At 69.9% G+C, this 15,486-nt stretch carries 17 protein-coding genes and 1 tRNA gene; 7 read left to right on the top strand and 11 right to left on the bottom strand.

Annotation, left to right across the window (positions count from 1 at the left end):
• Window positions 1-9: 9 nt before the first annotated feature.
• From QZ271_RS03230 to xseB, 3 genes are all read right to left on the bottom strand, one after another.
• A complete protein-coding gene (locus tag QZ271_RS03230; RefSeq protein ID WP_291428914.1) occupies window positions 10-885 on the bottom strand; it encodes an ABC transporter substrate-binding protein in 876 nt (291 codons plus the stop codon).
• 303 nt (window positions 886-1,188) lie between these two features.
• A complete protein-coding gene (locus QZ271_RS03235) occupies window positions 1,189-1,851 on the bottom strand; it encodes a lysophospholipid acyltransferase family protein (RefSeq protein ID WP_367114296.1) in 663 nt (220 codons plus the stop codon).
• 278 nt (window positions 1,852-2,129) lie between these two features.
• Window positions 2,130-2,393 (bottom strand): exodeoxyribonuclease VII small subunit, encoded by a 264-nt coding sequence (gene xseB / locus QZ271_RS03240; RefSeq protein WP_291428916.1) that lies wholly within the window; start codon window positions 2,391-2,393, stop codon window positions 2,130-2,132.
• A gap of 29 nt (window positions 2,394-2,422) precedes the next feature.
• On the opposite strand from xseB, the gene QZ271_RS03245 reads away from it, so the two are divergent.
• Window positions 2,423-3,097 (top strand): flavin reductase family protein, encoded by a 675-nt coding sequence (locus QZ271_RS03245; RefSeq protein ID WP_291428918.1) that lies wholly within the window; start codon window positions 2,423-2,425, stop codon window positions 3,095-3,097.
• A 76-nt stretch (window positions 3,098-3,173) separates the two neighbouring features.
• On the opposite strand, the gene QZ271_RS14505 is transcribed toward QZ271_RS03245, so the two are convergent.
• Window positions 3,174-4,346, bottom strand: coding sequence for a trypsin-like serine protease (locus tag QZ271_RS14505; RefSeq protein ID WP_367114297.1), 1,173 nt, complete (start codon window positions 4,344-4,346; stop codon window positions 3,174-3,176).
• 175 nt (window positions 4,347-4,521) lie between these two features.
• Here QZ271_RS14505 and QZ271_RS03260 point away from each other — a divergent pair, with 175 nt between their 5' ends.
• The gene (locus QZ271_RS03260) at window positions 4,522-5,019 is read left to right on the top strand and encodes a YbaY family lipoprotein (RefSeq protein ID WP_291428920.1); all 498 of its coding nucleotides are present in this window, start codon (window positions 4,522-4,524) and stop codon (window positions 5,017-5,019) included.
• Between the two features lie 256 nt (window positions 5,020-5,275).
• Here the strand turns inward: QZ271_RS03260 and tmpR are convergent, their stop codons facing one another.
• Genes tmpR through QZ271_RS03280 form a run of 4 tightly spaced genes read right to left on the bottom strand, consistent with a single transcriptional unit; the run spans window position 5,276 to window position 8,910 of the window.
• Window positions 5,276-6,016: a bifunctional dihydropteridine reductase/dihydrofolate reductase TmpR gene (tmpR, locus tag QZ271_RS03265; protein WP_291428921.1), complete on the bottom strand. Its 741-nt coding sequence runs from the start codon at window positions 6,014-6,016 to the stop codon at window positions 5,276-5,278.
• The gene (locus tag QZ271_RS03270; RefSeq protein ID WP_291428923.1) at window positions 6,013-6,423 is read right to left on the bottom strand and encodes an NUDIX domain-containing protein; all 411 of its coding nucleotides are present in this window, start codon (window positions 6,421-6,423) and stop codon (window positions 6,013-6,015) included. The genes tmpR and QZ271_RS03270 overlap by 4 nt, the downstream gene beginning before the upstream one ends.
• 46 nt (window positions 6,424-6,469) lie before the next feature.
• Window positions 6,470-7,942: an ABC transporter permease subunit gene (locus QZ271_RS03275; protein WP_291428925.1), complete on the bottom strand. Its 1,473-nt coding sequence runs from the start codon at window positions 7,940-7,942 to the stop codon at window positions 6,470-6,472.
• Entirely contained in the window at window positions 7,939-8,910 is a 972-nt protein-coding gene (locus tag QZ271_RS03280) for a DMT family transporter (protein WP_291428927.1), read from the bottom strand. The genes QZ271_RS03275 and QZ271_RS03280 overlap by 4 nt, the downstream gene beginning before the upstream one ends.
• 249 nt (window positions 8,911-9,159) lie before the next feature.
• Between QZ271_RS03280 and QZ271_RS03285 the strand changes: the two genes are divergently transcribed.
• The gene (locus QZ271_RS03285) at window positions 9,160-9,810 is read left to right on the top strand and encodes an SRPBCC family protein (RefSeq protein ID WP_291428929.1); all 651 of its coding nucleotides are present in this window, start codon (window positions 9,160-9,162) and stop codon (window positions 9,808-9,810) included.
• 555 nt (window positions 9,811-10,365) lie between these two features.
• Here the strand turns inward: QZ271_RS03285 and QZ271_RS03290 are convergent.
• Window positions 10,366-10,695 carry a hypothetical protein gene (locus tag QZ271_RS03290; RefSeq protein WP_291428931.1) on the bottom strand — a complete coding sequence of 110 codons (330 nt, stop codon included), beginning with the start codon at window positions 10,693-10,695 and terminating at the stop codon, window positions 10,366-10,368.
• On the bottom strand, window positions 10,688-11,290 hold the full coding sequence (locus QZ271_RS03295) for a TetR/AcrR family transcriptional regulator (protein WP_291428933.1): 603 nt from the start codon (window positions 11,288-11,290) through the stop codon (window positions 10,688-10,690). The genes QZ271_RS03290 and QZ271_RS03295 overlap by 8 nt, the downstream gene beginning before the upstream one ends.
• A 306-nt stretch (window positions 11,291-11,596) precedes the next feature.
• On the opposite strand from QZ271_RS03295, the gene hisC reads away from it, so the two are divergent.
• Together hisC and QZ271_RS03305 are read left to right on the top strand one after the other, a co-directional pair.
• Entirely contained in the window at window positions 11,597-12,682 is a 1,086-nt protein-coding gene (gene hisC / locus QZ271_RS03300; RefSeq protein WP_291428935.1) for a histidinol-phosphate transaminase, read from the top strand.
• A 32-nt stretch (window positions 12,683-12,714) separates the two neighbouring features.
• On the top strand, window positions 12,715-13,041 hold the full coding sequence (locus QZ271_RS03305) for a YkgJ family cysteine cluster protein (RefSeq protein WP_291428948.1): 327 nt from the start codon (window positions 12,715-12,717) through the stop codon (window positions 13,039-13,041).
• Window positions 13,042-13,052: 11 nt separating this feature from the next.
• On the opposite strand, the gene chrA is transcribed toward QZ271_RS03305, so the two are convergent.
• A complete protein-coding gene (gene chrA / locus QZ271_RS03310) occupies window positions 13,053-14,201 on the bottom strand; it encodes a chromate efflux transporter (protein WP_291428938.1) in 1,149 nt (382 codons plus the stop codon).
• Between the two features lie 86 nt (window positions 14,202-14,287).
• Between chrA and QZ271_RS03315 the strand changes: the two genes are divergently transcribed.
• Together QZ271_RS03315 and QZ271_RS03320 are read left to right on the top strand one after the other, a co-directional pair.
• Window positions 14,288-15,103, top strand: coding sequence for a VC0807 family protein (locus tag QZ271_RS03315; RefSeq protein WP_291428940.1), 816 nt, complete (start codon window positions 14,288-14,290; stop codon window positions 15,101-15,103).
• A gap of 107 nt (window positions 15,104-15,210) precedes the next feature.
• A tRNA-Leu gene (locus tag QZ271_RS03320) sits at window positions 15,211-15,295 on the top strand.
• Window positions 15,296-15,486: the final 191 nt, after the last annotated feature.

The raw sequence follows: 15,486 nt of genomic DNA on the forward strand, positions 1-15,486 counted from the left end.
GCTCACCGCTTACTTGAACAGTTCCGGGTGAACGATCTTCGCCAGGCCGCGCAGGGCCAGCGGCAGGCGCGGGCCGGGGCGTCCCAGCATGGTGTTCAGTTCGGCGGGGATGTTCACGACCCGCCCGGTCTTCAGGGCGCCGATGCTGTTCCAGCCGGGCCGCGCGCCCGCCGTCTTCGCGTCCACGCCCAGGATCAGCTGCGGGTTGGCCTTCACGATGAATTCCGGGTCCACCTTCGGGAAGTCCCCCATGCTGGCCGGGATGATGTTCCGCGCGCCCGCCTTGGTCAGCAGCACGCCCATGAACGAGTTCGGGCCGACCGAGTACGGCGTGGGGTCGATCTCCAGGTACGCGGTGGGCTTGCGCACCACGTTCTTCGTCAGGATCTCCACGCGGGCGATGTCGCTCTTCATGCGCGTCACCAGCGCCCGCGCCTGCGCTTCGCGGTTCACGATGCGGCCCACGGTCAGGGTCTTGCTGAACACCTCGTCGTACGTTTCCGGGTTCACGGCCACCACCGTGATGCCCGCCTGCGTCAGCGGCCCCTCCAGCTTCCCGTACTGACTGACCAGCACCAGGTCCGGTTTCTGCGCGATGATCGCCTCGACGTTCGGGTCGTACAGGCCGCCCAGCTTGGGCAGTTTCGTGACCGCCTGCGGGTAGTCGCTGTACGTGTCCACGCCCACCAGCTTCTCGCAGGCGGCGATGGCGCACAGCGTCTCGGTGGTGCTGGGCAGCATGCTCACGATCCGCCGGGGCTCGGCCTTCACGGTCACGGTGCGGCCCAGGTCGTCTTTCAGAGTCAGGGGGTAGGAGGTCGCGGCAGACGCGCCGCCCAGGGTCAGGAAGCCGCTCAGGGCTGCAATCAGAAACGTGCGGTTCATGGGGTGCTCCTCGCCTCCCGCCCGGAACGACAGCGCCGCCCCGGAATGGAGCGGCGCGGGGATCAGCAGTCCGTGGGCAGACGCGCGCCAGGGGCGGGCCAACCACGGCGTACCCCCTGCTCCGCGAGAGGTCATGCCACACGCCCCCCGGGTGCCGGGCAGGCGTGAACGGCGGGGGTGCTCGGCCTTGACCGCCACCAGGGGCGGGTTACCTTTGCGCGACAGGACCGGACTCTCACCGGATTTCCCCCCGCAGCCGTCGCCGCCCAGCATAGCGCACGCCGCCCCCGGCCCGCCGGACCGTCAGTACGCCCGGCCGACCGGCGTGGCCAGCGCCGAGAGCGCCACCCCCAGTTCTGCCGTGACACTCTTGATCCCGCCGCGCGGCGAGATGGGCTCGCCGAAGCGCACGATCCAGCGTTTCCCGTCGCGGCTGATCCCGGCCGGCAGGAGCGGTGCGCGGCCCTTCGCGGCGATCAGCGCCGCCCCGCCGTGCAGTTCGCTGCCGCCGCGCGTTCCCTGCGGGAAGATGCCGAGCGTGCCGCCCGCCTTCAGGATCCGCAGGGACGTGCGGACCGCGCCCAGGTCGTTGCCGCTGCGGTCCACCGGGAACGACCCGCCGGCGCGGATCACGTCCCCGATCAGCGGCACGAACAGTTCCTTTTTCGCCATGAACTGCATGAACCGCCCGTGCGGCAGCGCCCGCGCCACCAGGAACGGGTCCAGGCTGCTCACGTGGTTGGCCGCCACGACCAGCGGCGTCCCCGCGACCGGCACATGCTCCCGGCCGTGTACTTCCAGGTGCATGCCGCTCGCCAGGACCGGCAGGTACGTCACATTCACCACGAAGCGGTACACGGCCGGAATGACGGAGGGCGGGCCGGGTTCCGGGGGGGCCGGGCGCGGGTCATGCACCGACTCGGGAGAGCCGGAGCCGTTCAGGTCAGGGCGGGCGACTTCACTCATCAAGTCAGAGGATACGCCTGCCGCCCCCCCGCACAGGCGCAACCTGACACGGATTCCGATTGATTGGGCGTACTTCCGAATCACTCCGAGCGGATGCGAGTGGGAACAGCATACGGATTGGGCGGTATGGAGCCGCAGGCGGCGCTTTTCCGACTGTGGTGGAATGGGGCGGCAGTCCGTATGACACGGACGGCCGTCTGTTTGGGTCACCATCCGGGCGAGAAACGGGTTATAGGCGTGGGGATTCGCCACCCGTTTCTCGCCTCCCTGCTGGCGGCCTATTCAGCGCCGGATTCGCTGTCCGGTTCGCTCTCCGGCTCGCTGTCTGGTTCGCCGTCTGCCCAGTCGCCGGCCAGGACACTGCGCACCGCCTCGATGCGCCCGCGGCACTGCCCGTACGCCTCGCGCGCCTCCTCCAGCAGGGGCAGGACGCGGTCCAGGTCAGCCTCGCCGGATTCCAGTTCGGCCGCGATGCGCGACAGCCGCGCGTACGCCTCGCGGTACGGGACGGGGCCGGGCGGGGTGTGCTGAGGCTCAGTCATGACCGGCATGTTACCGCTACGCTGCGCGCATGACCCAGGCTCCCACCCCGCCGGACGTGCAGCACTTCGACCTGACCGCGCTGCCGGCCGCCGCGCGCTACAAACTGCTGACTGCCACCGTCGTCCCGCGTCCCATCGCGTGGGTCGGCACACTCGGCGCGGACGGACACGTGAACCTCGCGCCGTACTCGTTCTTCGGGTTGATGGGCAGCGATCCGCCCGTCGTGGCCTTCGCGCCCGGTGACCGCGCCGACGGCACGCCCAAGGACACGGCGCTGAACATCCCATCCGGCGGGGAATTCACCGTGAACATGGTCAGCGCCGCCCTGGCCGACGCTATGAACGCCACGGCCACCGACTTCCCGTACGGGCACTCGGAACCCGGCGCGCTGGGCATTACCCTCACGCCGGGCGTGAAAGTCCGCGTGCCGCGCGTGGCCGCCGCGCCCGCCGCGCTGGAGTGCCGGGAGGTGCAGACCCTGATCATCGGCCGCACCCGCATCATCCTGGGCGAGGTACTGGGCCTGACCCTGCACTCGGGCGCCGTGCAAAACGCACAGAAGCACTACGTGGACACCGCCGCCCTCGACCTGATCGGCCGCCTGGGCGGGCGCGGCACGTACGCGCACACCCGCGACACCTTCACCCTTGACCGCGTTCCCTTCGAGCAGTGGCGCAAGGAGCAGGAGGAAGGAGGTTCTTGACAAGGCTGCCGGAGTCCGCGTGACGTGGGTGGTGGGGCCACGCACACGCTCCTGACCACCAACCCCATCCCGCCCGTCATACCGGCTGGCCGCCCGCCTTCACGCGGGCGTTGTCGGCCCAGACGTAACGGGCGGCCAGGGTGCGGTACGGGCTCCAGCGGAGCAGCACCTCGGCGGGCGGTTCGTGCGGGTGCAGGCGGCTCAGGCCCTGGCGCAGCGCGAGGTCTCCCAGGCTGAACACGTCCGGGCGGGCCAGGGCGAACATCAGGAACATCTCGGCGGTCCAGCGGCCGATGCCCGGCAGCGGCAGCAGCGCCGCAATCACGTCCTCGTCGTCCTGCGTGGCCAGATGGGCGAAATCCACCGCGCCGCTCCGGGCGGCCTGCGCGGCGGCCTGCACGGTCCGCACTTTCGCCCACGACAGGCCCGCGCCGCGCAGGGTATCGCCACTCGCGGCGAGCAGTGTGTCGGCGCTGATCTCGCCCAGTTCGGTGCTCAGTCGGGCGTGGATGCTGGCGGCGGCCTTCACGCTCAGTTGCTGTCCGGTCACGCTGCGGATCAGCATCCCGAACGGGTCCGGGGTGGGCGTCAGGACCGGTAGCTCACCCACGCGGGCGATCACTTCGGCCAGAACGGGGTCCAGTGACAGGTGCGCGGTCGCCTGGGCGTGACTGGTCAGCGGAACGGAGGAAGGCACGCCCCCATTCTCGCGGATGCGGGGGGGGCAGCCCGGCAGGGAACAGCGAACCCGGGCGGGAAAGCCCCGGGTTCGCTGCGCAGAGGAGTGGCGGGGTTCGGGTTTACTGCGCGGCGACGCCGGTCCGCCGGTCCGCTGGTAGATCCAGTTGATGTACCCGTTGACGCGGGTGTACACGCCGTAGCCGCGGCAGGCGGCCGGGCCGTAGCTGTCACCGTTGCAGGAGTCCTTGCCGCTGGCGTACCGGCCGCAGATGGTGTTGCCGGGACGCGAGCCGCAGTCGCTGCCGGTGGGGGTGATGGGAATGGTCACCTCGCGCAGCGCGGTGGGGCTGGAGGCGCCGGTTTCGGTCTCGCCCCACCCGCTGACGGTGGCGCTCCTGCCGTTTACGTCCACGATGGCCTCGACGGTGTTGCTGGGCAGCGCGGCGGGCTGCACGGTGCTGCCCAGCGTGAAGGGGCTGCTGACCTTGATGAGCGCGATGTCGTAGGCGTCGCTGCTGGTGCTGCGGCCCGGGTACAGCAGGATGCTGCTAGTGCCGCTGCCGGACAAAGCCTCATAAGCCTCTGATCCGGACCCCGTCTGATTCATTGGCGACCCGCCCATCCACGGGCGAACGGAGCAGCGTCCAGATGAGCGCCCGGGGGCGCCGCGCTACCGCACACCCGCTGTTCCGTCCTTGCGCCAGGGTCTTGCATGAAGCAGGTCGGACGCGCACCATGTGGGTATGAAGGTTTTCACAAGTCCCCTGTCCTCTGTCCCGGTGCCTGCTGCCCTGCTCCGCGCCGCGCTTCTGCCCAGCCTGCTGTTTCCTATCGCCCACGCCCAGAACCGCGCGGGCAGCGTCATCCTCAGTCCGGTCCTGGCACAGGTCACCCTGACCCCCGTGGACGCCGGGGCCAGCCGCGACATTCCCACCGGCTGGCACGAACTGCGCGGACAACTGCGTACCGCCACGAACACCCGCCAGAGCTTCCCGGACGGCACGCAGGCCACCGTCACCCTCCGCGACACCACCGCGCCTGACCGCACGCTCGTCACCGTCCGGTTCCCGGTCAGCCGCCTTCCCGCTCCCTATCAGATCGTGTTCAACCCCGTCCGTCTGCAAGGGGGCCACACGTACACCGTGCAGGCGACCCTGACCAGCCCCACCGGACAGACCCTCTGGAAGAGTGCCGCTGCCCCGCTGCCCGCCACGCCCCGCGCCGTCCTGAACCTCCGCTGACCCCGGACCTGCAGGGGCGGTTCTCCCCCTATGGGCGGATGCGAGTAGGGCCGACATATGGGTTTCGCGGTATGGAGGGCGCTGTCTTCCCAACTGTGGCGGAATGGAGCGGAATCCGTATCATACGGATTCCGTTTGTTTCGCCGACAACCCGGAACTTCGCCGGATTGCCGGCTCCACGTCCGGAACCCGATTTGCTCCCACTCGCTCCGCTCGGATTGAACGGGCTTTGCAGCCCATTCAATCGGAGTCCGTGTCAGAGGTTCCAGCCGCCCGCGACTTCCAGTTCCTGACCGGTCAGGTAATCGCTGGCCCGCACGAACGCCAGGGCTGCCTGCACCAGTTCTGGCACGGTGCCGGGCCGACCGGCCGGGATCTGCGCGAGCGGCTGACTCACGCTCGTTTCGATCACGCCGGGACTGACCACGTTCACGCTGACACCCGTGCCCGCCAGCACCACCGCCAGCGACCGGCTCAGTTGCAGCACCCCGGCCTTGGCGATCACGTACGGCACGATGCCGGGCCGCGCCACGTTCAGCGACGCCCCCGCGTACCCCAGGTTCACGATGCGCCCCCAGCCACGCGCGCTTAGCAGCGGCGCGGCCTCCTGGCAGGTGGCAAAGGTGGCCGTCAGATTGCTGCCGAGCATCTCGGCCCACTCGGCGTCGGTAGTGTCCAGTAGGGGCCGGTTCACGTAGTTGCCCACGTTGTTCACCAGCACCGCCAGCCCCGACCCCCGGAAGCTCAAGTGGGCGGCGCGGACCAGCGCGCGCGCCTGGGCCGGGTCGGTCAGGTCCGCCTGTAACGTGGCCGCCTGCACTCCGTACTCGCGGCACAGCCGCGCGGTCTCCTGCGCGCCCGCCTCGCTGCCCCGGTAGTGAACGGCCACGTCGAACCCCTCGGCGCCCAGGGCGACAGCCAGCGCCCGCCCGATGCCCCGTGACGCGCCCGTGACGAGCGCCGTCCCCCGGCCCTGCGCCGCGCCGGGGTGACTCACTGCTCGCCCCGTTGCAGGGCCAGTTCCACCAGCGTGCGCGTCACGCCGTTCAGCGGGTAGTCCAGCGCCGAGTGCAGGTGCACCCAGGCCCACTCCTCGATCTCCTCGTTCGGCGTGATCTGGTGCCCGTCCGTGCGGGCAAAGAAGTCCACCAGCAGCATGTGCGCGGGCTTGTGGAACTCCGGGTTCAGGACCGATTCCTGCGTCTGCGCGTACTGCACGTCCCGCAATACCAGGCCCACTTCCTCACGGAATTCGCGGGTCACGGCGTCCAGCAGCGTCTCGCCCCACTCGACCTTGCCTCCGGGAACGCCCCACAGGCCGCGCCATTTCGTGGTGCGCACCAGCAGCACCCGGCCACCTTCGCCCCACACGAGCGCCCCCACACACACCAGCGGTCTGTCCATGCGGCCCAGGGTAGCGCCCGCCGCGCTCCCTGGTCCGGGTGAACGCCTACCGACCCCGCCGCCGCATGACGCGGCGTTCCAGGCCCGTGATCAGCGCGTACACCAGCACCCCGTACCCGATCAGCAGCGCGATGGCCGCGAACTGCGCCGCCTTGTTCTGGTACACGCCTGCCACCTGCACCGACAGGCCCAGGCCCTTCTGGTTGGGGTCCACGAACTCCCACACGACCGCTCCGATCAGCGCCAGACTGGCCGCTAGCCGCAGGCCGCCCAGCATGACGGGTAAGGCGCCCGGCAGTTCCAGCCGCCGCAGCCGCTGCCACGCGCTGGCCTGGAGCGTGTTGAACAGCTCGTGGTACGTGGCTTCCAGTTCGCGCACGCCCACCAGGGTCGCCACCATGATCGGGTACAGGGCGCTCAGGGCCGACACGACCACCGCCGGCAGGAACCCGAAGCCCAGCCACGACACCAGCAGCGGGGCGAGAACCACGATCGGCGTACTCTGCGACGCCACGATGAACGGACTCAGGAAGCGTTCCAGCGCCCGCCACTTTGCCAGCGGGTACCCGATCAGCACGCCGCCCAGCGCGCCCAGCAGCGTGCCCAGCAGCGCCGTGCGGACCGTCACCCAGAACGCCGCCGCCAGCGCCGGAGCGCTGCGGGCCGCCTCCTGCCACACGGCGGCCGGGGTGGGCAGCAGGAACGGCTGCCCCAGCGCCGACGCGCCCAGCTGCCACCCGGCCAGCGCCAGCCCCACCGCCAGCAGCGGCAGCAGCCACCCGGCGCTGCGCGGGGCAGGCACGTCCGAGCGCACGCGGGTGCTGTCCCCGGTGCCCAGCACCGAGCGCAGGTGCGCCTCCAGCCCGTCCGTGTACGCACTCACGCGGCCCTCTCCGCGCGTATCGAGCACCTCGACGATCTGCCCGCCGCGCAGGACTGCCACCCGGTCGGCCAGCCACACCGCCTCCCGGATCGAGTGCGTGACCAGCACGGTCGTGCGGCCCGTCTTCTCGTGCAGGTGGCGCAACTCGGCGTTAAAGCGCTCGCGGACCAGCGCGTCGAGCGCCGCGAACGGTTCGTCCAGCAGCAGCACCTCCCCGCTCTGCGCCAGCGCGCGGGCCAGCGCCACCCGCGCCCGCATGCCGCCCGACAGTTGCGCCGGGAAATACCCCCCGTACTGCTCCATGCCCACCAGTTTCAGCGCCTCGGCGGGCGGCAGGCCTCCCCCGGCTCCCAGGTCGGCGGGCAGCGCCACGTTCCGCAGGGCGCTGCGCCACGGGAGCAGCCGGTAATCCTGAAACACCAGCGCCGGGGGTGTCCCGATCCGGACCGTGCCGGACTCCGGCTTCAGCAGTCCCGCCAGGACGCGCAGCAGCGTGCTCTTGCCCCCACCGGACGGGCCGATCAGGGCCAGGAACTCGCCGCGCTGCACGTCCAGGGTCACGCCACTCAGGATCACCTCGCCGCCCAGGCGGACCGTCACGTCCTGCACACCCAGCAGTTCCGCCCCGGCGCTCATGGCCGCGCGTCCGGCGCCTCAGCGGGCAAGGGGGCGGGCAAGGGGGGAGGCACTGGGGCAGGCTCGGGGGCAATCAGCGGCGCCGGGCGGCCCAGCGAGTTCACCAGCACCACGCCCGCCACGGCAATCACGCCGCCCAGCACGCTGATCCGGGTCGGCAGTTCACCCAGCCACGCCCACGCGATCAGCACCGCGAACACTGGGGACACGTACAGGAACGACGTGGTCACGCCCGCCCCCACCCGCGAGAGCGCGAACGTCCAGGTCAGGTACGCCAGCGCCCCCGGGAACAACCCGATGTACACCACCGCCAGGTGCGCGTGCAGCGGCGCGGCGCGCAGCTCGGCCCCGAAGCCCGGCAGGAACACCAGCATCGGCACGGTCCCCAGAATCAGCGACCAGACCGTGAAGTGCAGCGGGTTCATGCGCCGCAGCAGCGGCTTCTGGAACACGAAGTACACGCTGGTAAACGCCGCCGCCGCCAGGATCAGCAGCGCCCCCCGCGTGAAACTCACGCCCTGACCGCTGCCCAGCACGATCAGGGTCACGCCGCCCAGACTGACCAGCGTGCCCGCCCACCCCAGCGCGTTCAGCCGCTCCCCGCCAAAACGCGTGGCGAGCAGCGCCGTGATGACCGGCCCCGCCGCGATGATCAGGCTGGCCGTGCCCGCCGGGACGCTCACCTCGCCGTAATTCAGGCAGATGTGGTACAGCGTGATGCCCGAGAAACTCAGCGCCGCGATCCGCCCCAGGTCCGGGAGCGGAGGCACCGGAATCCGCGCAATCAGCGCGTACACCCCCAGCGCCAGACTGGCGACCAGAAACCGGTACAGCGTGACGTGCCCCGGCGAGAAGACCTCCAGTCCCGCGCGAATCCCCGCGAAGGCCGACGCCCAGAACACGATCGTGACCAGAATAGCGGCCAGTGAAAGGCCGTCCAGTCGGCCCGGAGTAGGGGAGGATCTCATATAGAGGGCAGGGTAGCCCAGGAACGCCTGCCGCCGCAGACCAGCCCGCACAGGGGTCTGGAAGCAGGCGTCTGGAAGCAGGTGTCTGCCGGGTGCCGCGCCACAGGACACAGGATGCACTCCGCGAACGACAGCCCCACACTCCCCCGAACGGCCCTGCGAAGATCAAGGCTAGGTAATGGGTTCTGCGTGGAACTTCACCCCGAAGGTGCGGGGCGTTATTACACTGACCCTTACGGAGGACGAATTATGACCAATAACAACGAAGGTGGAATGGATCAGACCCGCATGATCAGTGGCGCCGCTGGCGGCGCGCTGCTGCTGATGGGACTTCGTAAACGTGGAGTGCTGGGCCTGGGTCTGGCGGCCGTGGGTGGGTACCTCGCGTACCGCGCCGCGACCGGCAACGACCCCGTCATGGCAGCGGCCGGACTGAGCGGCAACAGCGCCGCTGCCAAGCCGATCTTCGTGGAGCACAGCGTCGTCATCGACCGCTCCGCGCAGGACGTGTACGACTTCTGGCGCAAACTGGAGAACCTTCCCCAGATCATGAGCCACCTGGAGAGCGTCACGGCACTCGACGAGAAACGCAGCCGCTGGGTCGCCAAGGCCCCGCTGGGCACGCACGTCGAGTGGGAAGCCGAGATCGTGAACGACAAGCCCGGCCAGCGCATCGGCTGGCACTCCCTGCCCGGCGCGACCGTGGACAACGCCGGCAGCGTGCAGTTCGAATCGCTCCCCAGCGGGGGCACCCGCGTGCACGTGGCCCTCTCGTACCGTCCCCCGGCCGGCCCGCTCGGCGCGGCTGTGGCGAAACTGTTCGGTGAGGAACCCAGCCAGCAGATCGCCGAGGACCTCCAGAAATTCAAGGCAGCCTTCGAAGCGAAGCCCAAGAACTGAAGGCCCTGCCCGGTGAAGTCCACCGGTAGAACACAGAGAAGTGGGGGTGTCAGCAGATGTGCAGCTGACACTCCCACTTTCTCCTGCGGGCGAGGCGGGCCTGCCGTCCCAGAACGCATGAACCGTCAGTGCGGGGCCGCGATCTTGCCACGGGAAGACTTCAGACGCCCCTTCGCTGCATTCCGACACAGTCGGAAAAGCGCCGCTTGCGGCTCCATACCGCGAAGGGGCGTCTGCTATTCCTACTCGCGTCCGCTCGGATTGATTCTGAACTGCACCGAATCAATCGGAATTTGAATCACTCTGGAGGAAGTTGGTTTGATGCGAATCCTTGCACTCTACACAGCGGCGGTCGTTCTCCACCTTGTCATCTTTTTCCTGGTGTATCTGCGTTTTGGCGAGATCGGGGTCAGCGTGGCTATTTTTGTCGTTCCGGTAACGAGCCTGCTGGTGGCGAGACTGCTCAGGGACAGGTCTGGCCAGACGGACTGATATGGATTCCGATTGATTCGGTGCAGTGCCGATTCAGTCCGAGTGAAACACACGGAACACGTATTACAGGGTGCCGTCGTTCGCCTCGGCGGGGCCGGACTCGGGAACGTTGTGCGCGCCTTCCTCGATGACGGTCAGGGAGCGCAGCGTGGCGCCCTGATGCCAGCCGTAGGTGGGGTTCTTCAGGCCTAGGGCGGCGGCGATGGCTTCGGCGTTGCTGCGCTGCGGTTCGTCGTCCAGGCAGAACAGCAGGAACTTGCGGCCACCGGGGCCGATGCGGATGAACAGGTCCGGGCCGATCTCGAGCTGCTGGGTGCGGCCCAGGCGTTCGGCGCGGCCCTGCGCGTAACGGAGCGCCTCGCGTATGGGGACGGTGACGGTGGGGTTACTCACGGTGGCCATCCGGCGGGGGGAGCAGGCCGCCCAGCAGCATGTCCGCGTACTGTTCGGCCACGTCGCGCGGGCCGAGGGTGCCACCGGGACGGTACCAGGTGTACGCCCAGTTCACGGCGGACAGCACGAGGTACGAGGCCATCTTGATGTCCAGGTCGGCGCGCAGGGTGCCTTCCTGCACGCCCTGCGTGATCAGCTCGCGGTAGAAGGCGTCGATGGTGTCGCGCCAGCCGGTCACGCGGGCGTACGCCTCGGGCGACAGGTGTTTCCACTCGTGGAAGAACACGGTGGCGCTGTCCATGTTGTCCGCGACCACGCGGATGTGACGGTACATAGCCTCGCGGAGTTTCTGGTCGGCGGGCATGGCCTCGCCGCGCAGCGTGAACAGCGTCGCGTCGAACTGCCGGGACGCCTGATTCACGATCTCGATCAGCAGTTCTTCCTTGGAGGAAATGTGTGCGTAGAGGCTGCCGCCCTGCATGCCCAGGTCCCCGGCCAGGTCACGCATGCTGGTCGCGTGATACCCGCGCTCCGAGAAGAGGCGGCTGGCCGAGTCGAGAATCTGCTCGCGGCGGGGTTTGGCGGTGTCTGTCATGGTGGTGGGGTGGGCGCGTGGCGCTCCTGCAGGGAAGGGTAGCACGCGCCCAAACGGGCGTCTGGTGCGGCGACGGTACCGGTCGGTGCGCCCGCGCGGCCCGGCGAGAACGGCGGCGGGTCTGCCCTGGGTGGACGCCCGGCGGGAGGCAGGTGATCCGGACTGCCGCTCCACTGCGCCACAGTCGGAAAAGCGCCGCCCGCGGCTCCGTACCGCGCAACCCGTCTACTGTTCCTACTCGCATCCGCTCGGATTGATTCGGAAGTGCGCCGAATCAATCGGAATCCGTATGATACAACGAACCCCATGACCTCCACGCCCTCTGCCGACGCCGGAACCACTCCGGCCGGGGTGCGCGCCGCCGTGCGCGACGTGCCCGCCTACCCGTTCACGCCGCTGGACGTACCCATCAAACTCGACCAGAACGAGAACCCCTACGATTTCCCGGCGGACCTGAAAGCCGAGGCCCTGGCGCGCATGGCGGCCCGCCCCTGGAACCGCTACCCGGACCTGCACGCCGACACCCTGCGGGAACGCATCGCCGCGTTCGAGGACTGGGACGCCGCGGGCGTAGTGGTCACGCCCGGCAGTAACGTGCTGATCAAACTGCTGACCGAACTGGGCGGGATCGGGCAGACGGTCCTGACTGTCAGCCCCACCTTCAGCGTGTATACCCTCGAGGCGCAGCTGCTGGGCGCCGAGCTGGTGCAGGTGCCGCTGAACGCGGACTTCAGCCTGCCGGTCGAGGCCCTGAAGGCCGAGCTGGCCGCGCGGGAGCCCGGCGTGCTGTACATCACGCAGCCGCACGCCCCGACCGGGCACGTGGACGCCGAACGCGACATCCGCGCCCTGATCGACGCGGCCCAGGGCTGGATCGTGGTGCTCGACGAGGCGTACTACCAGTACAGCGGACAGGATCACCGCGACCTGATCCGCGCGCACCCCCATTGCCTGAGCCTGCGCACCTTCAGCAAGGCCTGGGGACTGGCGGGCCTGCGCCTGGGCTACGCGCTGGCCCACCCGGAACTGGCCGGGCAGCTTCAGAAACTCGTGCCGGCCTTTAACGTCAGCCTGCTGACCCAGACGGCCCTGGAAGTCGCGCTGGATAACCCCGCGTACGTGCAGGAGCGCGTCCGGGAGGGCCTGCGCGAGCGCGCGCGGGTGGTCGGGGCCCTGACCGCGCACCCGACCCTGCAGGCGCTGCCCAGCGGCGCTAACTTCTTCCTGCTGCGCTGCCCGGACGCCGAGACCACCTACGCGCACCTGCTGTCACGCGGGATTGTCGTGCGCCGCCAGGACCGCCTGCACCTGCTGGAGGGCTGCCTGCGCGTGGCCGTCGGCACGCCCGCCGAGAACGACGCGCTGCTGGCCGCGCTGGCCGAACTGGCGTGACCGCAGAGGCAGGCGGGGGCGGGCCGCTGCTCCTGAACGCGCAGGAAACGGCCCGGTTCACTCCGCCCGCAGGGGCCGCCCCGCGCAGTCCGGTCACGCGTGAATGCACGGCCTGCGGGGCCTGTTGCGCCGCGCCGGACATTCACGCGCTGGGCAAACCGCTGGGCGTGCCGTGCGTTCATCTCGGCCCGGACCGGGGGTGCGGGCACCTGTGCGCCGTGTACGACACGCGCCCCGGCGTGTGCCGCGCGTACCAGCCGGACTGGGTGTGCGGCGAGGTGGCGCCCCTGCCGACCCTGGGTGCCCGCGTGGGGCGCTTCCTGACCCTCTACGGCCTTCAGTACGAGGCCGGTGTGTAGAACCCTGGTTCCTACAGCGCCGCCCACCCGGCGCCCGCGCAGGCCAGCACGACAGCCCAGGCGGGCCACCTCAGGACGGTCAGGGCGGCGTAGGCCAGCACGGCCAGCGCGAGGTCACGCGGGCCGCGCACGGCGCTGGTAAACACCGGGTTGTACAGCGCGGCCAGCAGCAGGCCGACCACCCCGGCGTTCAGGCCGGCCAGCGCGGCGCGGGCGGCGGGCCGGGCGGCCAGCGCCGCCCAGTGGGGTAGGGCACCGACCATCAGCAGCGCGCCGGGCAGGAAGATGCCCAGCGTGGCGATCAGCGCCCCGGCGAGGCCGTGCGCGGCGGCGCCCAGGAAGGTGGCGAAGGTGAACAGCGGTCCCGGCATGGCGTTTGCCGCGCCGTACCCGGCCGTGAAGGTGCCCGGCGGCAGCGCGTTCGCGAACCGGCCTTCGAGCAGCGGGAGAACCACGTGGCCGCCTCCGAACACCAGCGCCCCGGCGCGGTACGTGGCGTCCAGGATCGCCCAGCCGGGCCCCAGCGCGGCCAGCAGCGGTAGCGCCAGCAGCAGCGCCCCGGCCAGCAGCAGCAGCGCGCTCCCGGCCCGGCGGGACACTGGAACGGCCGTCAGGGCCGCGCCGCCCGCGCCGACCTGCCCGGACAGCCAGCGCCAGCCGACGCCCGCGCACACCAGCAGCGCCAGCACCTGCGCGCCCGCCCCGGGCCACAGCAGCAGCGCCGCTGCCGTCCCCAGCGCCAGCCCCGCCCGCACCCGCCCTGTCACCAGCGACGCCCACAGGCCCGCCACGGCCTGCGCGACCACCGCGACCGCCGCGACCTTCAGGCCAGTCAGCCAGCCGGACTGCCCCGGGTCACCCAGGCGGGTGCCCAGCGCCAGCGCGGTCATCAGGGCGGCGCTGGGCAACGTGAAACCCGCCCAGGCGGCCAGCAGGCCCAGCCAGCCCGCGCGCAGCAGGCCCACGCTCAGGCCCACCTGCGAACTGGCCGGGCCGGGCAGGAATCCGGCCAGCGCCACCAGGTCCGCGTACGCCGCCTCGCCCAGCCACGCGCGGCGCGTCACGAACTCCGCGCGGAAGTACCCCAGGTGCGCGACCGGACCCCCGAAACTCGTCAGACCCAGCCGCAAGAACACCAGAAACACTTCCAGAACACGCATGCCTGAGATCGTACCGTCACCACGTCAGGGATCGGCTATCCGGGGCCGGGCGGCGCTCCTCACCTGCGGATGAGAGAATGCCAGCCATGAGCCAAGCGGCCCCCACCCCCACTCCCGACGCCCCCGATACCCAGTCCGGCCTGAAGGGCCGCGTTCCGAAGACCGTGTGGGACCTGGTGTTCACGCTGGTCATTCCGATTCTGATTCTCAGTCCGAACATCCTGGGCAGCGGCATCAGCGTGGCCGAGCAGGTCTTTGGGGGCGGCACGGCCGGGAACGTCCGCGCGTACCTGCTGGCCGCCCTGATTCCCGTCGGGTACGTGGTCTGGGACCTGAGCGTGAACCGCAACGTCAGCCCGGTCGCCCTGATCGGCGGGGCGGGGGCGCTGCTCAGCGGCGCGCTGGCCTTCTGGTACGTGGACGGCTTCTGGTACGCCATCAAGGACTCGGCCCGCTCGTACCTGACCGGCCTGCTGTTCCTGATCAGCGCGGCGACCAGCGTGCCACTGTTCCGGGTCTTCCTGGACGCCAGTTCCATCGGCGAGAGCCCCGAACACCGCGCCGCCACGCAGCAGGCCATGCGCGACCCGGCCGTGCACCGGGGACTGGTGCAGGGCACCGTCGTGTTCGCGGTCGTGGACCTGATCGGCGGCGTCGTGAACAGCGTCGTGAACTACGGGCGCGTGACCGCCAAATTCGGCACCGACGACTTTAACGCGCAGGTGGCCGCCGTGAACGCCCTGATGCGCATTCCGGGCCTGGTGATCAGTCTGGTGGGCGTGGCCGGCGCGCTGTGGCTCGTCAACCGCGCTGTGCAGGCCCGTTACGGCGCGGGCGCCAGCCTGTTCGAACCCGCTAAACTGCTTGAACGCATGCGCGAACGCGGCGAACCCGTCACCTGAAGCCGCTCCCCGCACGCGGCGGGGTGGGCTTGACAGTTCCGGCACTCGCCTATAAAGTAAGCGAGCCCTGAAACGCGCCCGTGCGCGGGCGAGAGTACCAACGGTGTGCCGAGGTGGCGGAATTGGTAGACGCACTAGTTTCAGGGACTAGCGCCGCGAGGCGTGTGGGTTCAAGTCCCATCTTCGGCACCACAAGGAAAGCCCCGGCATTGCTGCTGGGGCTTTCTTGTTGCTGTGGCAGAAGGAACACCCGGGCGTGGGACGGATTCCAGTTGAATAGACCTCCTGCGAAAGTCCCCAGCTACGCTGCGTGAGTGAGCCACGACCGCCTTGAACGCCTCCGACAGCTGAACCGCACACGCTTCAAACGGCACACCGGGATC

Source organism: Deinococcus sp. (assembly GCF_018260555.1).
Classification (GTDB): Bacteria; Deinococcota; Deinococci; order Deinococcales; family Deinococcaceae; genus Deinococcus.

Excerpts from the sequence above, each read along its gene's own strand:
- QZ271_RS03315 (WP_291428940.1), top strand. The coding sequence starts at position 14,288 with ATGAGCCAAGCGGCCCCCACCCCCACTCCCGACGCCCCCGATACCCAG.
- QZ271_RS03245 (WP_291428918.1), top strand. The coding sequence starts at position 2,423 with ATGACCCAGGCTCCCACCCCGCCGGACGTGCAGCACTTCGACCTGACC.
- QZ271_RS03285 (WP_291428929.1), top strand. The coding sequence starts at position 9,160 with ATGACCAATAACAACGAAGGTGGAATGGATCAGACCCGCATGATCAGT.
- QZ271_RS03235 (WP_367114296.1), bottom strand. The coding sequence starts at position 1,851 with ATGAGTGAAGTCGCCCGCCCTGACCTGAACGGCTCCGGCTCTCCCGAG.
- hisC (WP_291428935.1), top strand. The coding sequence starts at position 11,597 with ATGACCTCCACGCCCTCTGCCGACGCCGGAACCACTCCGGCCGGGGTG.
- QZ271_RS03260 (WP_291428920.1), top strand. The coding sequence starts at position 4,522 with ATGAAGGTTTTCACAAGTCCCCTGTCCTCTGTCCCGGTGCCTGCTGCC.
- QZ271_RS03230 (WP_291428914.1), bottom strand. The coding sequence starts at position 885 with ATGAACCGCACGTTTCTGATTGCAGCCCTGAGCGGCTTCCTGACCCTG.
- QZ271_RS03295 (WP_291428933.1), bottom strand. The coding sequence starts at position 11,290 with ATGACAGACACCGCCAAACCCCGCCGCGAGCAGATTCTCGACTCGGCC.
- QZ271_RS03275 (WP_291428925.1), bottom strand. The coding sequence starts at position 7,942 with ATGAGCGCCGGGGCGGAACTGCTGGGTGTGCAGGACGTGACGGTCCGC.
- QZ271_RS03270 (WP_291428923.1), bottom strand. The coding sequence starts at position 6,423 with ATGGACAGACCGCTGGTGTGTGTGGGGGCGCTCGTGTGGGGCGAAGGT.
- QZ271_RS03280 (WP_291428927.1), bottom strand. The coding sequence starts at position 8,910 with ATGAGATCCTCCCCTACTCCGGGCCGACTGGACGGCCTTTCACTGGCC.
- chrA (WP_291428938.1), bottom strand. The coding sequence starts at position 14,201 with ATGCGTGTTCTGGAAGTGTTTCTGGTGTTCTTGCGGCTGGGTCTGACG.
- xseB (WP_291428916.1), bottom strand. The coding sequence starts at position 2,393 with ATGACTGAGCCTCAGCACACCCCGCCCGGCCCCGTCCCGTACCGCGAG.